Below are 14456 nucleotides of genomic sequence, written 5' to 3'. Positions count from 1 at the left end.
AATAGCCCTCTAGGCTGGGGCTTTGCTGGCGCAAGAGGGTGGTTGTCGGTAGCGAATGCCGGTCTACAGGTGTCGCCCTGGCTGCCAGGGCGACAGTTCAAGGAGACACCTGTTACACCTGCTGGGCGCCTCTGGCAGGCCTGTCACAAAATCTAACAAGACCTCGGATAAATATTTTCTCAAGATAAATCAGTCGCTTGCCCGGTGCTTGCGAGCCTGCAAAGGGGCTTGCTGAGCGCTGTTACTCAAGCGTGGCACCCGTATTGCTAACAACATGCCTATCATCGCCGCAACTCGATCAATAAGAACAAATAGGTCAGGAGAGCTTCATGAGCGATTTCACCCGCCGTTCCTTTATCAAGACCGCCTCGCTGGCAGGGGCTGCTGTCGCCGCTGCCGGGATGGGCCTGTACAGCGGCAACAGCCGCGCCGCCGACTTCAAACTGAAGTTTGCCAACAACCTGCCCATCAGCCACCCGATGAATATCCGCGCCCGGGAAATGGCCAAGGCGATCAAGGAGGAAACCAACGGCGCCTTGAGCGTGCAGGTGTTCCCCAGCAGCCAGCTGGGCAGCGACACCGATACCCTGGCGCAGGTGCGCTCGGGGGCGGTTGACCTGTTCTCACTGTCGCCGGTGATCCTCGGCACCATGGTGCCATCGGTGCAGATCAGCGCCGTGGGCTTTGCCTTCAAGGACTATCAGCAGGTCTGGAGTGCCATGGACGGCGCGCTCGGAGCCCACGTGCGCAGCGAGATCGCCAAGACCGGCACCCTGTTCGCCTACGAGCGGATGTGGGACAACGGCTTCCGCGTGACCACCACCAGCACGCGCCCGGTGGCCACCCCGGATGACCTGCGCGGGATGAAGCTGCGGGTGCCGCCAAGCCCGATCATCATGTCGATTTTCCGTGCGCTGGATGCGGCGCCGACCAGCATCAACTTTGCCGAAGTGTATTCGGCGTTGCAGACGCGCATCGTCGAAGGGCAGGAAAACCCGCTGACCCTGGTGTCATCGGCCAAGCTGTATGAAGTGCAGAAATACTGCTCGCTGACCAACCACGTCTGGGACGGCTTCTGGATGCTGGGCAACAGCGCTTCGATCGGGCGCCTGCCACCGGAACTGCAAGAGGTGCTGCGCAAGCACATCGAGAAGGCAGTGATGGCCCAGCGCGCCGACCTTGCCACCCTTGAAGGCAGCACCCGCGACACCCTCAAGGGCAAAGGCCTGGAGCTGGTCGAGTCGCCGGCCGAGCCGTTTCGCGAGAAGCTGCGCAGCGCCAATTACTATGCCGACTGGCATGGCAAATTTGGTGACGAGGCGTGGGCGATTCTTGAGCAATTCTCCGGGAAGCTGGCCTGATGAGCGCGCCAGCCGTCATGGCCCCCAATCAATCGCTGCGCCTGCCGGCCCGGGCGCTGATCTGTCTGAACAGCTGGATCATGCGCGTGGTTGGCGCACTCGCCGTTACCTTGATGGTAATCGAGACGCTGGTGCTGCTGGCGGGGGTGATCTCCCGTTATGTGCTGCACAGCCCACTGATCTGGACCGACGAGCTGGCCTCGTCGCTGTTTATCTGGCTGTCGATGTTCGGCGCAGTGCTGGCGCTGGACCGCGGCGAGCACATGCGCATGTCGGCCTTGGTCAACAAGCTGCCGATTGCTTGGCGCGGGTTCAGCGAGACGTTGTCGGCGCTGATCGTATGTATGTTCGTGGCGATGATCATCTCACCGGCCATGGAACACTCCCACGAGCAGATGTCGATCACCACGCCGGCGCTGGGCATTCCCGACGGTGTGCGGGCGGCGGCCTTGCCGGTTGGCGCGGTTTTGATGCTGCTGGCTGCGGTGGCGCGAATGGCGCGTTATTCGACGGTACGCCAGTTTATGGCTGGGCTAGTGGTGGTTGCGGCAGTGGCCGCGGTGTTGTGGCTGGCGCAGCCGCTGCTGGCGGCGATGGGTAACTACAATCTGGTGGTGTTCTTCCTGGTGTTGCTCGGCGCCTGCGTGTTTGGCGGGATCCCGATTGCTTTCGCATTCGGCACTGCGACCATGGCCTATCTGGCGCTGGTGACCCATGCGCCGCTGTCGATCGTGGTCGGCCGGATGGACGAGGGCATGTCGCATCTGGTCCTGCTGGCGGTGCCGCTGTTCGTGCTGCTCGGCGTGGTTCTGCAGCTGTCGGGCATGGCTCGCACGCTGATCGACTTCATGGCCTCGCTGCTCGGTCATGTCCGTGGCGGCCTGCAGTATGTGCTGCTGGGGGCGATGTTTCTGGTGTCGGGGATTTCCGGCTCGAAAGTGGCCGACATGGCTGCAGTCGCACCGGCGCTGTTCCCTGAAATGAAAAAGCGCGGCTCCAAGCCCGAGGAACTGGCGGCGCTGCTGGCCGCTACCGGGGCCATGACCGAGACCATTCCGCCGAGCCTGGTGCTGATCACCATCGGTGCGGTGTGCAGCGTTTCGATTACCGCGCTGTTCATCGGCGGCCTGATGCCCGCCGTGGTCGCGACCATTGCCATTGCGGCGGTGTGCTGGTGGCGTTCACGCAAGGAAGACGCGCCGAAGATCGAGCGCGCGCCGATGTCGCGGGTTGGCAAGACCTTCCTCATCGCCTTGCCAGCCTTGGCCCTGCCGTTGCTGATCCGCGTGGCAGTGCTTGAAGGCGCGGCGACCGCGACCGAGGTGTCGACGATTGGTGTCGCCTACGTGGTGCTGGTCGGCCTGGTCATGCACTTGTTCATGCGCCATATCGACTTTGCCCGGCTGTATCCGATGCTGCTGGAAGCGGCGTCGCTGTCGGGGGCGATCCTGCTGATCATCGGCATGGCCTCGGCGATGGCCTGGGCACTGACTCAATCTGGCTTCTCCGCCTCGCTGGTGGAGCTGATCGAGGAAATCCCCGGCGGCACCTTCGGCTTCATGGTGGTGACGATTCTGGTGTTCCTGATTCTGGGCAGCGTGCTCGAAGGCATTCCGGCCATCGTCCTGTTCGGCCCGTTGATGTTCCCGCTGGCAGAGATGCTCGGCATTCACCCGGTGCACTACGCCATGGTGGTGATCCTGGCGATGGGCGTGGGCTTGTTCGCGCCGCCGTTGGGGGTGGGTTTCTACGCCGCCTGCGCCATCAGCAAAACCTCGTCCGACCACGTTATTCGCCGCGTCTGGGGTTACCTCGGGGCGCTGCTGGTAGCGCTGGCGGTAGTGGCCTGCTTCCCGTGGATTTCCATTGGTTTCCTTTAAGAGAGTCCTGTCATGAGCCAAGCTGCGAAAACAACAACACGCAACGCGCCGGGCTATGGTCGGGTGGCCGTGGTGACCGGGGCTGCCATGGGCATCGGCGCTGCCATTGCCGAGCGCCTCGGCCACGATGGCCACACGGTAGTGGTGGCCGATATCAACCTGGCGGCGGCAGAGGAGATGGTCGCCGGGCTGCGGGTGCAGGGCATCGAGGCCCAGGCGATGGCCATCGATGTCGGTGATGCGCAGTCGATCAGGGCATTGTTCGCCGCGCTGCGCGAGCGCTTCGGCCGCTGCGATGTGCTGGTCAACAATGCCGGCGTGGCGCGCACCCAGGCGTTTCTCGATACCGAGCTTGAAGGCTGGCAGCGCCTGATGAATATCAACCTGACCGGCACTCTGCTCTGCAGCCAGCACGCCGCGCAGCTGATGCGCGAACGGGGCTGGGGGCGGATCGTCAACGTCGCCTCGATCAGCGGCATGCGCGCCAGCATGGGCCGTACCGCCTATGGCACGTCGAAGGCGGCGGTGATCGGCCTGACCCGGCAGATGGCCGTGGAGCTGGCCGAGCACGGCATCACCGTCAACGGCATCGCGCCAGGGCCGGTGGATACGCCGCTGACCCAGGCGCTGCATTCGGCGGCCACCCGTGAGTCGTATGCCCGCGCGGTGCCGCTGCGCCGCTATGGCACGCCGGCGGAGATGGCTGGTGCGGTAGCGTTTCTTGCGTCCGAGGATGCCTCCTACATCAGTGGCCATGTGATCCCGGTGGACGGCGGGTTCATGGCCTCGGGCATCCTCGAAATCTGAGGGTTATCCCTCCAGCAGCCGCTGCGCGTGGTCCTCGCGCGTAGCCTGCTCGCCGGCCTGCAGCGCCGCCTCGACGAAGGTGGCAATGCACGGGTTGTGGTTGTCTGCCTTCCATACCGCTACCACTTCGATCACCGGTGCATCGCGCAGCGGCTTGAAGCTGGTGGTGGCCAGGCGCATGTTGCGCATCGAGCGCGGCACGATGGCCACGCCCAGGCCTTCGCCGACCAGGTTGACGATAGTCTGCTGCAGGTTGATTTCCATGCCGATGTTGGGCGTCACGCCGTGTTGCAGGCAGTAGTTGCAGATCATGTCATGCAGCGCCGGGGCGATTCGCCGCGGCACGATGATGAACGGCTCGCCCGCCAATGATTGCGGCTCGATCAGCTCCTGCTGCATCAGGCGGTGGCCGGGTGGCAGCACCAGGGTCATCTCTTCGCGGTACAGCGTGACCGTCTCCAGCCCGCTGCAGTCCTGCGGTCGGTACATGATGGCGACGTCTTTGTGGCCGCTGCTGATGTCCTGTGCCAGGTCCAGCGGCAGGGTCTCGGTCAGCTTCAGATTGACCTGCGGGAACAACGCAGCATACCGGCGGGTGATGGCCGGGGTGATGCTGTAGGCGGTCGACATCATGAACCCCACCGACAACTCGCCCGCAGCACCGCGTGCCGCTGCCAGGGCGTTACGCTTGGCCTGCTCGAAGGCGGCGAACACCGTGCCGGTATCCAGGTAAAAGCGCTGCCCGGCTTCGGTCAGCTCGACCCGGCGCCGTGAGCGGTCGAACAGCTTCACCCCCAATTCCTCTTCCAGCAGGGCAATCTGCCGCGACAGCGGCGGCTGGGAGATATGCAGGCGCTCGGCGGCGCGGCCGAAGTGCAGGGTCTCGGCCAGGGTGCGGAAGTACTGCAGATGGCGAAGTTCGATCATGATGCTCGCAAAGGTATCAGTGGATGCTTGATTATGTATTGGAAAATATAAGTCCGCCTACCTAATGTGATCAGGCCACACCCCATCGGCCCCGGCCACGCCACAAGCGTCGTCCGCCGACATAGTCACAAGCTATAGAACAATAAAAGGTGACGCTGATGCATTCCCTGACCGACCCTGCTGTTTGCCACGCCGAAGTTGCCGAAACCGATATCGCCCACGACAGTGACCCGCAAGTGCGCCAGGCGTTTCGCCGGGCGCTGCGCTTGATGGAGCGCGGCATCGCGGTATTGATCCGCGGTGAAACCGGCACCGGCAAAGAGATTCTCGCCCGCGCCCTGCATGCCCACAGTCAACGTCGCGCCGCACAGATGGTGGCGCTCAACTGTGCCTCGATCCCGGAGACGCTGATCGAGAGCGAGCTGTTCGGCTACAGCCGTGGTGCGTTTTCCGGGGCATTGCCCGGCGGCAAGAAGGGCAAGGTGCAGCAGGCGGATGGCGGCACCTTGTTTCTCGACGAGATCGGCGACATGCCTTACGAGCAGCAGACTCGCCTGCTGCGGGTAATCGCCGAACGTGAGGTGACCCCGCTGGGTGCCGAACGCAGCGTACCGGTCAACTTTGCCCTGGTCTGCGCCACCCACCAGGACTTGTCGGCGCGGGTAGCCGACGGCAGTTTCCGTGAAGATCTGTTCTATCGCATCGCCACCGGCGTGGTCGAACTGCCGCCGCTGCGCGAGCGCACTGACCGCGGCGAACTGCTGTGCAACATGGTCGCCCATGAACTGCCGGGGTGTGATCCACGCCAGGTGATCAGCGCCGAGGTCTGGTCGCTGCTGTTGACCCACGCCTGGCCGGGCAACCTGCGCCAGATGCGTGCGGTGATTCGCTACGCCTGTGCGGTGATGGAAGGCGCGCGGATCATCCGCGCCGACCTGCCAGTGGACTTTATCGCCCAGCTGCCGGCCGCTAGCGCAGCTGTGCGCGTGGTGGTGCCGAACGTGACACCGATCCGCCCGAGCCGCGCCGGTGACGAGCGCGCCGATGTGCTGGAAGTGCTGCAGACCTGCCGTTGGAACATGTCGGCGGCCGCACGCGAACTGGGCATCTGCCGGCCCTCGCTGTACCGGGTACTGCGTCGGCTGGATATCCCGCCGCTCAAGGAACAGCTGGCGCTGGACGCCTGCCGCCGCGCCTGAGCCGCATTCAACCTGATCCTCTTTGCTTGAACACCCCTTGCTGCGCAGGGGGTGAGCCCGAGTTCGCCCTTCATCAAGGACATAACAATAATGAGTACAGCTGCCGCCTACGCCCCGATGAACTTCAGCCTCGCTGGCCGCACCGCTTTGGTGACCGGTGCCGCCCGCGGTATCGGCCATGCGATTGCCGTCGCGCTTGGTCATTGCGGGGCCCAGGTGGCCCTGGCCGACCTTGATCCGATTGCAGCCGAACGAGCTGCCGAAGCGCTGCGTTCGCAGGGCATTCAGGCCATCGGCGTGGCCGTGGACGTGGCTCAGGAGGAGCAGGTGCTGGCGATGGTCGATGAGGTCGAGCGGCTGCTTGGGCCGGTCGATATCCTGGTCAACAATGCCGGCATCGTCTCCACCGTACCGCTGCTGGAGCTGACCACGGCGGAATGGAACCGGGTCATGGCAATCGACCTCAACAGTGTGTTCTTCTGCGCCAAGGCGGTGCTGCCGGGCATGATGGACCGCCGCTGCGGGCGCATCATCAATATCGCTTCGGTGGCTGGCAAGCGTGGGGGAGGGTTGCTGGGCAATAGCTGCTATGCCGCCGCCAAAGGCGCGGTGATCGCCCTGACCAAAGGTCTGGCGCGCGAGGCCGGGCCTTTCGATATCACAGTCAATGCAGTCTCACCGGCGCTCACCGACACTGAAATGACTACTGCGCTGGCACCGCAGGCACGCGCTCAGGTGCTGGCACAGATGCCCTTGGGCCGGGCGGGTACGCCGCGGGATATTGCTGCCGCAGTGTGCTTTCTGGCGTCGGTCGAGGCGGGCTTTGTTACCGGCGAGATCATGGACGTGGACGGCGGCTTCATGCGCGACTGACCTTTGCTGACCTGCCACCGCGGTGGCAGGCTCGGTTCAAACGCCTTGGTAGATACCTCTACCTGGCAGACGCTGACGATCATGCGCTGCATTGAAGTCCTGCAGCGGGCCTTTGGGCACAATGCCGTTGGGGTTGATGGTTTTGTGGCTGAGGTAGTAGTGCTTCTGGATATGCTCCATGTTTACCGTTTCGGCCACGCCCGGCCACTGATACAGCTCGCGCAGCCAGTTGGACAGGTTCGAGTAATCGCTGAGGCGGCGCAGGTTGCACTTGAAGTGGCCGTGATACACCGCATCGAAGCGCACCAGCGTGGTGAACAGGCGCACGTCGGCTTCGGTCAGGTACTCGCCCGCCAGGTAGCGTTGGCCACTCAGTAGCTGCTCGAGATGGTCCAGTTCGTTGAACACCTCATCGAACGCGGTTTCGTAGGCTTCCTGCGAAGTTGCGAAGCCCGCCCGGTAGACACCATTGTTGATGGCCGGGTAGATCCGCTCGTTGAGCGCATCGATGGTAGGGCGCAGCGCTTCGGGATAGAGGTCGAGGTGGTTGCCGGTCAGCGCATTGAAGGCGCTGTTGAAGATGCGGATGATCTCGGCTGACTCGTTGTTGACGATGCGTTGTTCCTGCTTGTCCCACAGCACCGGCACCGTGACGCGACCGGTATAGTTCGGGTCGTCGCGAGTGTAGCGCTGGTGCATGTACTGCAGGCCATCGAGGTGATCACCGCTGGAGCCTTGCTGCTGATCGAAGGTCCAGCCGTGCTCGCCCATCAGCCAGCTCACCACCGAGACATCGATCAACGGCTCAAGGCCTTTGAGCGCGCGGACGATCAGCGTGCGATGCGCCCACGGGCAGGCTAGCGACACATACAGGTGATAGCGACCGGCTTCGGCCTTGGGCAGCTGATTGCGCCGTTGTGCGTTCTCGCGCTGAAACGCGCCGTCCTTGCTGGTCTGGTACCACTGGTCATGCCAGCGACCGTCAATCAAAAGGCCCATGCCGAGCTCCTTGTACAAAAGTGATTTGTCTTTGGAGCCCAGTCTAGGGACTAGCGTTCGAATAAATAGCGCAAAGACTGCGTGGTATCTATCGAATTAGTCGATCTTGTTGCGATCCGCCCACAACCGCTGCGCGTCGGCAAAGGCCTGATCGCGATCCTTACCCAGACCACGCAGCGCCAGCGCCATGGTGGCGACCACGGCCATTTCGCCATAGCTGTCCTGCGCCTCGCCGCGCCAGACCGCCAGCAGATGCTCGGGTTGCAGGGAGGCCGGTTTGACATGGCGCTGGGCGCTCATGGCGGGCCATTCTTCGTCCCAATTCTCGCCGCCGCTGGTGCCGTACAGGTGGCTGGCCACGTCCGGGTTGATCTCGATCTCACCACCATCGCCCTTGACCACAATCACGTGATCGCCAAGCAGGCGGCTGGCTTCACGGTGCACGGCCTGATAACCCGGGTGGAAGATACTCTGCAGGCCGCAGCGCGCCGCCAGTGGGTTAAGCACCCGTGCCAGTGAGTGGATCGGCGAACGCAGGCCAAGGGTGTTGCGCAGGTCGATCATGCGCTGCAACTGCGGCGCCCAGTCCTGCAGTGGGAAGAACGCCAACTGATGCTCGTCCAAGGCGCGCGCGAGTGATGCCCAGTCGCGGCACAGCGGAATCTCCAGCAGGTGCAGCACCTGTTCGGTATACATGCGTCCGGCGGTATGCGCGCCGCCACCGTGGAGCATGATGCGCACGCCATTGCCTGCCAGGCACTTGGCCGCCAGTAGGTACCACGGCAGGTGACGCTTCTTGCCGGCATAGCTCGGCCAGTCCAGGTCGACCGCGATCTGCGGGGCTTGCAGGTGCGCGCGCAGGGCCTCGGTGAAGCCAGCGAGTTCTTCAGCGCTTTCTTCCTTGTGCCGCAGCAGCATGAGAAAGGCACCCAGTTGGGTGTCCTCGACCTTGCCTTCAAGCAGCAAGGTCATCGCCGCACGGGCTTCTTCACGGCTCAGGCCGCGGGCGCCGCGCTTGCCTTTGCCGAGGATGCGCACGAATTCGGCGAACGGGTGCTCGGCAGGGGTATGCAGGGTCAGCGGGCGCGGTTCGGGGAGTTGCTCGGTCATATGCAATTGGTCGGCTTGGGCAGGCCCGCCAGCTTGGCGGCAAGTTTGGCGGGAGTGCCATTGAACAGGCGGTTGAGGTGCGGGCTGTTGCCTTTTTCCACACCCAGCTTGAGCGCGGTGTACTTGATCAGCGGGCGCGTGGCCGGTGACAGCTGGTATTCCTGGTAGAACCCACGCAGCACCTCGAGCACTTCCCAGTGCTCGGGGCTGAGCGCGATACCTTCGCGCTCGGCCAGAGCCTCGGCGACGGCGGGGGACCAGTCTTGCAGGTCGAGCAGAAAACCGTCCTTGTCCAGGGCGATGTGATGCTCGCCGACAGTCAATGCGTTCATAGCCAGCTGTTCACTTTGTCGAAGCGCAACGACAGCTCGACGAAAGCGGGGTAGTCCACCGCTTCGGCCAAGGTGCTGTCGATGGCACGCGCCTGAACATCCTCAGCGAGGGCGAACAGGCGGTGCTGCAACCGTGCCGTTTGCAACAGTTGCTGCGGCGCGGTGCCTGCGCGCAGTGCGTAAACCGCATCGCCGCAGAGCAGGATGGCGTCGTTGGCGGCGAGCAAACGCAGGCAGCTGGCCAGGCGATTGTCGCCAAACGGCGAATGGCTGATTACATGCAGGGTCGTCATCAGAGCGTTACCACCTGGTCATAACGGCCAATCAATGCCGCCAGCGCTGCATCATCCAGCAGCTCGACCGGCAAGCTCAGGCTGGCCGGGTCCAGGCCGCGTTCAGCCACACTGTGGGCACAGACGAACAGCTCTTCTACGCCAAACATCGGCAGCGCCTGCAGGTTGGCGGCGAGGTCTTTGAGCTGCAGCGAGACCGGTTGCTGGGCAGCGGCGAGCTGGAACACGCCGTCATCCATGAACAGCATGCCCAGCGGCAGATCAAAGGCGCCGCCAGCCAGGGCGATGTCCAGCGCTTCGCGTGCGGACGGGCCGCTCCACGGTGCCTGGCGGCTGATGATCAACAAGGATTTGGCCACTTCAATCGCCTCCAAAACAGACCAGACGGTCGGCAACCTGCGCCGCCTCGTGCAACTGGCCCAGCCCCGACAGCTCCCAGGGTGCCGGCAGGTTCACGGCAGGGCGCTGGTAGCGGTTGGCTTCGGTCGCATCCAGCACGCCGCGGCGCAGGGCGGCAGCGATGCACACTACTGCGTCGAGCTGGTTGCCTTCGATGAACGCACGCCACTGCGCAGCCACGTCCAGTTCATCCTGCGGCGTGACGACGTTGGCCGAGGCGCTGTGCACCCCGTCCTGATAGAAGAACAGGCGGGCAATCTGATGCCCGCCGGCCAGCGCCGCCTCGGCGAAGCGCAGGGCGCGACGCGAGGAGGGCGCATGGGCCGGGGAAAAAACCGCGATGGCGAATTTCATGGGAGGCTCTTGCAACGTGATCCGACCATGATAAAGCAAAACAACCCCGCCACCGCTACCGGCGGGGCAATGCTCACTGTTGCGCCTTGCTCTCGGGCAAGAACCAGTTCAGTACCAGCGCGCAGATGCCACCGGTGGCCACGCCCGATTCCAGCACGTTACGCAGCGCCGACGGCATGTGCGCAAGAAACTCCGGCACCTGCGCCACGCCCAGGCCCAAGGCCAGCGATACCGCGATGATCAGCAGGGCACGCCGGTCCAGCCGCGTGCTGGCGAGGATATTGATCCCCGAAGCAGCAACGGCGCCAAACATCACCATCGCTGCGCCACCGAGCACCGGCTCCGGCACTGCCTGAATCACCCCGGCAACGCTCGGGAACAAACCCAGCAATACCAGCATGGCAGCGATCCAGATACCAATGTGGCGGCTGGCAATCCCGGTCAGCTGAATCACGCCATTGTTCTGCGCAAAGATCGAACTCGGGAAGGTATTGAACACCCCAGCCAGCAGCGAGTTGGCGCCGTTGACCAGCACGCCACCCTTGATCCGCTGCATCCACACCGGGCCTTCGACCGGCTCACGCGAAACCTTGCTGGTCGCCGTTACGTCACCTATGGCTTCCAGCGACGTCACCAGATAGATCACCAGCATCGGAATGAACAACGCCCACGAGAAACTCAGGCCAAAGTGCAACGGCGTCGGCACTTGGAACAGCGCCGCCTCGTGCATACCGGTAAAGTCCAGCCGGCCCATGTAACCGGCCAGGGCATAGCCCGCCGCCAGCGCGATGACGATGGCGCAGCTGCGCATCCACACCACCGGGATGCGGTTGAGCAGCACGATGATCGCCAGCACCACGCCCGACAGCAGCAGGTTTTCGCCGTTGGCAAAAGTGCCATTGGCCATCGCCGTGAAGCCACCGCCCATGCTGATCAAGCCGACCTTGATCAAGGTCAGACCGATCATCAGCACCACGATGCCGGTCACCAGCGGGCTGATCAGGCGTTTGATGAACGGCAGAATGCGCGACACGCCCATCTCGACGAAGGAGCCGGCAATCACCACACCAAAGATCGCCGCCATCACACCCTCAACCGGCGTGCCTTGCTTGACCATCAACGCACCACCGGCAATCAACGGCCCGACAAAGTTGAAGCTGGTGCCCTGTACGATCAACAGCCCCGCACCAAACGGCCCGAAGCGCCGACATTGGACAAAGGTGGCAATCCCCGAAATCACCAGCGACATGGATACGATAAGGTTGGTATCCCGCGCTGAAACGCCCAGCGCCTGACAGATCAGCAGGCCCGGGGTAACGATCGGCACGATGATCGCCAGCAGATGCTGCAGGGCAGCGAGCATGGCAATCAGCGGCCGCGGCTTGTCCTCCAGGCCAAGGACCAGTTCATTGTCAGGCGCTGCCGCGCCGGGCCCTTGTTCGATCGAACTCATGGGTAGCTGCCCCGGAAGAAAAAAGGAGCGCATTCTAAGGTCCGCTGACCGATTCGGGTAGCCTAAATGCAGCGCTTCAGATCTGTGTCTGGCTGAATACGCCTGGCGATGTCGGCCACCGCCAAACGTCGCCCACAAAAAAGCCCGCCGAAGCGGGCTTTTCTGCGTTACCGGTCAATCAACGATCAGTCATCACGACCCATGATGCCGAACAGCTGCAACAGGCTGATGAACAGGTTGTAGATCGATACATACAGGCTGATGGTCGCCATGATGTAGTTGCGCTCGCCGCCGTGAATGATCGCGCTGGTCTGGAACAGAATGCAGACCGACGAGAACAGCACGAAACCAGCGCTGATCGCCAGCTGCAGGCCGCTGATCTGGAAGAAGAAGCTCGCAACCACCGCGCCCAGCAGGACGAAGAAGCCAGCAGTGATGAAGCCGCTGAGGAAGCTCATGTCTTTACGGCTGATCAGCACGTAGGCCGACAGACCACCAAACACCAGTGCAGTCATGGCAAACGCCGAGCTGACCACTTCCGCACCACCGGCCATGCCGAGGTAACGGTTGAGGATCGGGCCAAGAATGAAGCCCATGAAGCCGGTCAAAGCGAAGGTCGACACCAGGCCCCAGACCGAGTCACGCAGTTTGGCAGTGAGGAAGAACAGGCCGTAGAAGCCGATCAGCACCACGAAGATGTTCGGGTAGCCGACACGCATCTGCTGCGCAACGAACGCCATTAGACCGCTGAATGCGAGGGTAAGCGCCAGCAAGCTGTAGGTGTTACGCAGGACCTTGCTGACCTCCAGCTGCTCGGCCTGCTGGCCGTGTTGTAGGGCATAATCCTGTTCGCGCATGGCGACACTCCTGTGGGTAGAAACCTATGGATGCTGAGAGCATACCAGAGCCACCGCAGGCCGCGACACAGAGAGTTTGACAGCGTGTTTCATTACGGTATTATGGCGCCCGCTGTATCCGGAAGCGTGGCCGAGTGGTTTAAGGCAACGGTCTTGAAAACCGTCGATGGGCAACTATCCTAGAGTTCGAATCTCTACGCTTCCGCCACACAAGTGCTTGATTTCATTGATGTTCGCCACCGCTGAACCCCGCAAATGGGAGCGTTTTGGGAACACTTTGGGAATGACAGGCAGAAGAAAGGGGCCCTTGCGGCCCCTTTTTTGTGCGCTCAGGTCAACCTGAGCGTCTGATTCAACAACCCCACTACATCAGGGCCGTCCTCGCTGATCCACTTCGCGTAGTGCTTGAAGATCATCGCCGTCGATGCCAGGTGGCGATCGGTTCGTCATCCGCAAATAGAGTGACAGACCCCTGCTCGGCGTGGCCCTCGTATTGGGGCTCGGCGGCGTGCTCGACAGCAAAGCCGCCGCCACCTCTGCGAGTCACGATCACGCGCTCAGTTAATGGCAGGGTGAGGCTGAGATCCACCTTACTGCGGTCAAGCATCTCGGCCTCAAACTTGAGACCCTCGGCAGACTTGTCCATGTTTACGAGCAATTCGGATTGATTGACCCGAAGCCAGTCCAGGATTGGGATCATCACACTGTCAGTGTGCCCGTCGAAGTCGGTCAAGATCATCTGCAGGGTGTAGCTGTATTCGAACTACAGACTCGCAGCTGCAGTGCAGCGGACCTTGCCTTGATCAATGAACATCATCAGACGCTCGGGGTTTTTCCTCAGCCCGGGCACGGCCTGCAGCAGGAGGTCACGAAGACTATCGGGTTTGTTCATGGGTCACCTGGTACTGGAATACTGCGTCGACTTGGGCAGCGCATTCGGCCCACGCCAGCTCGGTACGCTCTTGATCAGTCAATAGATGGCCGTTCCGGGCTGGCTTCGTCGCCGGCAGCTGGCAAGGGACCACCACGGGACAGCCACTGACGGTAGGCGGCGGCTCCGGTGATCGCAGGACGCTGCCGCAGCCGGCGAGCAGCACCAGGAATAGGCTGACCAGCCCAGCTGCGAAGTTCTTCGTTCTCATTCTTCAGGTCCTCGATCTGGCTTTCGCGGTTCGCCAGCCCTGCGCGGAGCTCGCCCTGTATCAGCAGCAGCTTGGCTTGGCTCTGGCGTTCACGCTCCAGGGTGGTTTTCAATGTGTTGGCAGCGGCCAGGTTGTCGCGGGCTTCGCCCTGGGCTGTGGTGAGTTGGTCCTGGAGGGCCTTTGATTTTCCCTGCTCAGTCCCTAGCAAGACCTGCTGGCCCCACCCCCACAGACCAGCCGAAACCGCAGCAAACAAAGCTCCGGCCAACAGCCCTTCGCGCAAGCCAATCATTTTCGATACCATCCGGCTGCGTTCATGCCTGCTTCATCGAGAGCCTGCAGATCGCCGCAGATCACCAATGGCGGGGTAGGCATCACCTGTTTTAGTGCGTCGGCGGTCTTCTGGCATTCCTCGATGTCAGTCCCCGCCGGCAGAAGCACAGCCCTGCATCCCCCAGTTGGTGACAGGC

The 14456-nt window shown here is 62.7% G+C and carries 15 protein-coding genes, 1 tRNA gene and 2 pseudogenes; 6 read left to right on the top strand and 12 right to left on the bottom strand.

What is annotated here, in order from left to right; all coding sequences use genetic code 11:
* Window positions 1-329 precede the first annotated feature (329 nt).
* Genes CXQ80_RS14970 through CXQ80_RS14960 form a run of 3 tightly spaced genes read left to right on the top strand, consistent with a single transcriptional unit; the run spans window position 330 to window position 4048 of the window.
* Window positions 330-1361 (top strand): TRAP transporter substrate-binding protein, encoded by a 1032-nt coding sequence (locus CXQ80_RS14970; RefSeq protein ID WP_101320808.1) that lies wholly within the window; start codon window positions 330-332, stop codon window positions 1359-1361.
* Window positions 1361-3241, top strand: a complete 1881-nt coding sequence (locus tag CXQ80_RS14965) for a TRAP transporter large permease subunit (RefSeq protein ID WP_218195354.1) — start codon at window positions 1361-1363, stop codon at window positions 3239-3241. The genes CXQ80_RS14970 and CXQ80_RS14965 overlap by 1 nt, the downstream gene beginning before the upstream one ends.
* 12 nt (window positions 3242-3253) lie before the next feature.
* A complete protein-coding gene (locus CXQ80_RS14960) occupies window positions 3254-4048 on the top strand; it encodes an SDR family NAD(P)-dependent oxidoreductase (RefSeq protein ID WP_101320806.1) in 795 nt (264 codons plus the stop codon).
* A gap of 3 nt (window positions 4049-4051) precedes the next feature.
* Here the strand turns inward: CXQ80_RS14960 and CXQ80_RS14955 are convergent, their stop codons facing one another.
* Window positions 4052-4975: a LysR family transcriptional regulator gene (locus CXQ80_RS14955; RefSeq protein ID WP_101320804.1), complete on the bottom strand. Its 924-nt coding sequence runs from the start codon at window positions 4973-4975 to the stop codon at window positions 4052-4054.
* A gap of 158 nt (window positions 4976-5133) precedes the next feature.
* On the opposite strand from CXQ80_RS14955, the gene CXQ80_RS14950 reads away from it, so the two are divergent.
* Complete coding sequence (locus CXQ80_RS14950; protein ID WP_101320802.1) at window positions 5134-6174, top strand: sigma-54-dependent Fis family transcriptional regulator; 1041 nt, start codon at window positions 5134-5136, stop codon at window positions 6172-6174.
* 90 nt (window positions 6175-6264) lie between these two features.
* On the top strand, window positions 6265-7047 hold the full coding sequence (locus CXQ80_RS14945) for an SDR family NAD(P)-dependent oxidoreductase (RefSeq protein ID WP_218195353.1): 783 nt from the start codon (window positions 6265-6267) through the stop codon (window positions 7045-7047).
* Window positions 7048-7083: 36 nt separating this feature from the next.
* Here CXQ80_RS14945 and CXQ80_RS14940 read toward each other — a convergent pair whose 3' ends face one another.
* From CXQ80_RS14940 to CXQ80_RS14905, 8 genes are all read right to left on the bottom strand, one after another.
* The gene (locus CXQ80_RS14940) at window positions 7084-8046 is read right to left on the bottom strand and encodes a glutathione S-transferase family protein (RefSeq protein WP_101320800.1); all 963 of its coding nucleotides are present in this window, start codon (window positions 8044-8046) and stop codon (window positions 7084-7086) included.
* 96 nt (window positions 8047-8142) lie between these two features.
* Window positions 8143-9156, bottom strand: a complete 1014-nt coding sequence (locus tag CXQ80_RS14935; protein WP_101320798.1) for a glycosyl transferase family protein — start codon at window positions 9154-9156, stop codon at window positions 8143-8145.
* Complete coding sequence (locus CXQ80_RS14930) at window positions 9153-9488, bottom strand: TusE/DsrC/DsvC family sulfur relay protein (RefSeq protein WP_101320796.1); 336 nt, start codon at window positions 9486-9488, stop codon at window positions 9153-9155. Before CXQ80_RS14930 ends, CXQ80_RS14935 begins: the two co-directional genes overlap by 4 nt.
* Entirely contained in the window at window positions 9485-9781 is a 297-nt protein-coding gene (tusB, locus tag CXQ80_RS14925) for a sulfurtransferase complex subunit TusB (RefSeq protein ID WP_101320794.1), read from the bottom strand. The genes CXQ80_RS14930 and tusB overlap by 4 nt, the downstream gene beginning before the upstream one ends.
* Complete coding sequence (gene tusC, locus CXQ80_RS14920) at window positions 9781-10140, bottom strand: sulfurtransferase complex subunit TusC (RefSeq protein ID WP_101320792.1); 360 nt, start codon at window positions 10138-10140, stop codon at window positions 9781-9783. The genes tusB and tusC overlap by 1 nt, the downstream gene beginning before the upstream one ends.
* 1 nt (window position 10141) lies before the next feature.
* A complete protein-coding gene (gene tusD / locus CXQ80_RS14915; RefSeq protein ID WP_101320790.1) occupies window positions 10142-10534 on the bottom strand; it encodes a sulfurtransferase complex subunit TusD in 393 nt (130 codons plus the stop codon).
* 73 nt (window positions 10535-10607) lie between these two features.
* On the bottom strand, window positions 10608-11987 hold the full coding sequence (locus tag CXQ80_RS14910) for a nucleobase:cation symporter-2 family protein (RefSeq protein ID WP_101320788.1): 1380 nt from the start codon (window positions 11985-11987) through the stop codon (window positions 10608-10610).
* Window positions 11988-12172: 185 nt separating this feature from the next.
* Complete coding sequence (locus CXQ80_RS14905; protein WP_101320786.1) at window positions 12173-12844, bottom strand: Bax inhibitor-1/YccA family protein; 672 nt, start codon at window positions 12842-12844, stop codon at window positions 12173-12175.
* Between the two features lie 120 nt (window positions 12845-12964).
* Here CXQ80_RS14905 and CXQ80_RS14900 point away from each other — a divergent pair.
* Window positions 12965-13052 (top strand) — tRNA-Ser (locus CXQ80_RS14900).
* A 204-nt stretch (window positions 13053-13256) separates the two neighbouring features.
* On the opposite strand, the pseudogene CXQ80_RS14895 reads toward CXQ80_RS14900, so the two are convergent.
* From CXQ80_RS14895 to CXQ80_RS25045, 3 genes and pseudogenes are all read right to left on the bottom strand, one after another.
* Window positions 13257-13736: pseudogene (locus tag CXQ80_RS14895) on the bottom strand (phage tail protein).
* Window positions 13720-13986 (bottom strand): Rz1-like lysis system protein LysC, encoded by a 267-nt coding sequence (lysC, locus tag CXQ80_RS24915; RefSeq protein ID WP_218195352.1) that lies wholly within the window; start codon window positions 13984-13986, stop codon window positions 13720-13722. Before lysC ends, CXQ80_RS14895 begins: the two are co-directional and overlap by 17 nt.
* Window positions 13907-14278, bottom strand: a pseudogene (locus tag CXQ80_RS25045) (LysB family phage lysis regulatory protein); the annotation flags it as partial. The pseudogene CXQ80_RS25045 and the gene lysC, both read right to left, overlap by 80 nt.
* Window positions 14279-14456 lie beyond the last annotated feature (178 nt).

Source organism: Pseudomonas sp. 02C 26 (assembly GCF_002843585.1).
Taxonomy (GTDB): Bacteria; Pseudomonadota; Gammaproteobacteria; order Pseudomonadales; family Pseudomonadaceae; genus Aquipseudomonas; species Aquipseudomonas shirazensis.
The sequence above is the reverse complement of the archived record's forward strand: the minus strand, read 5'-3'. Positions and strand labels throughout refer to the sequence as shown.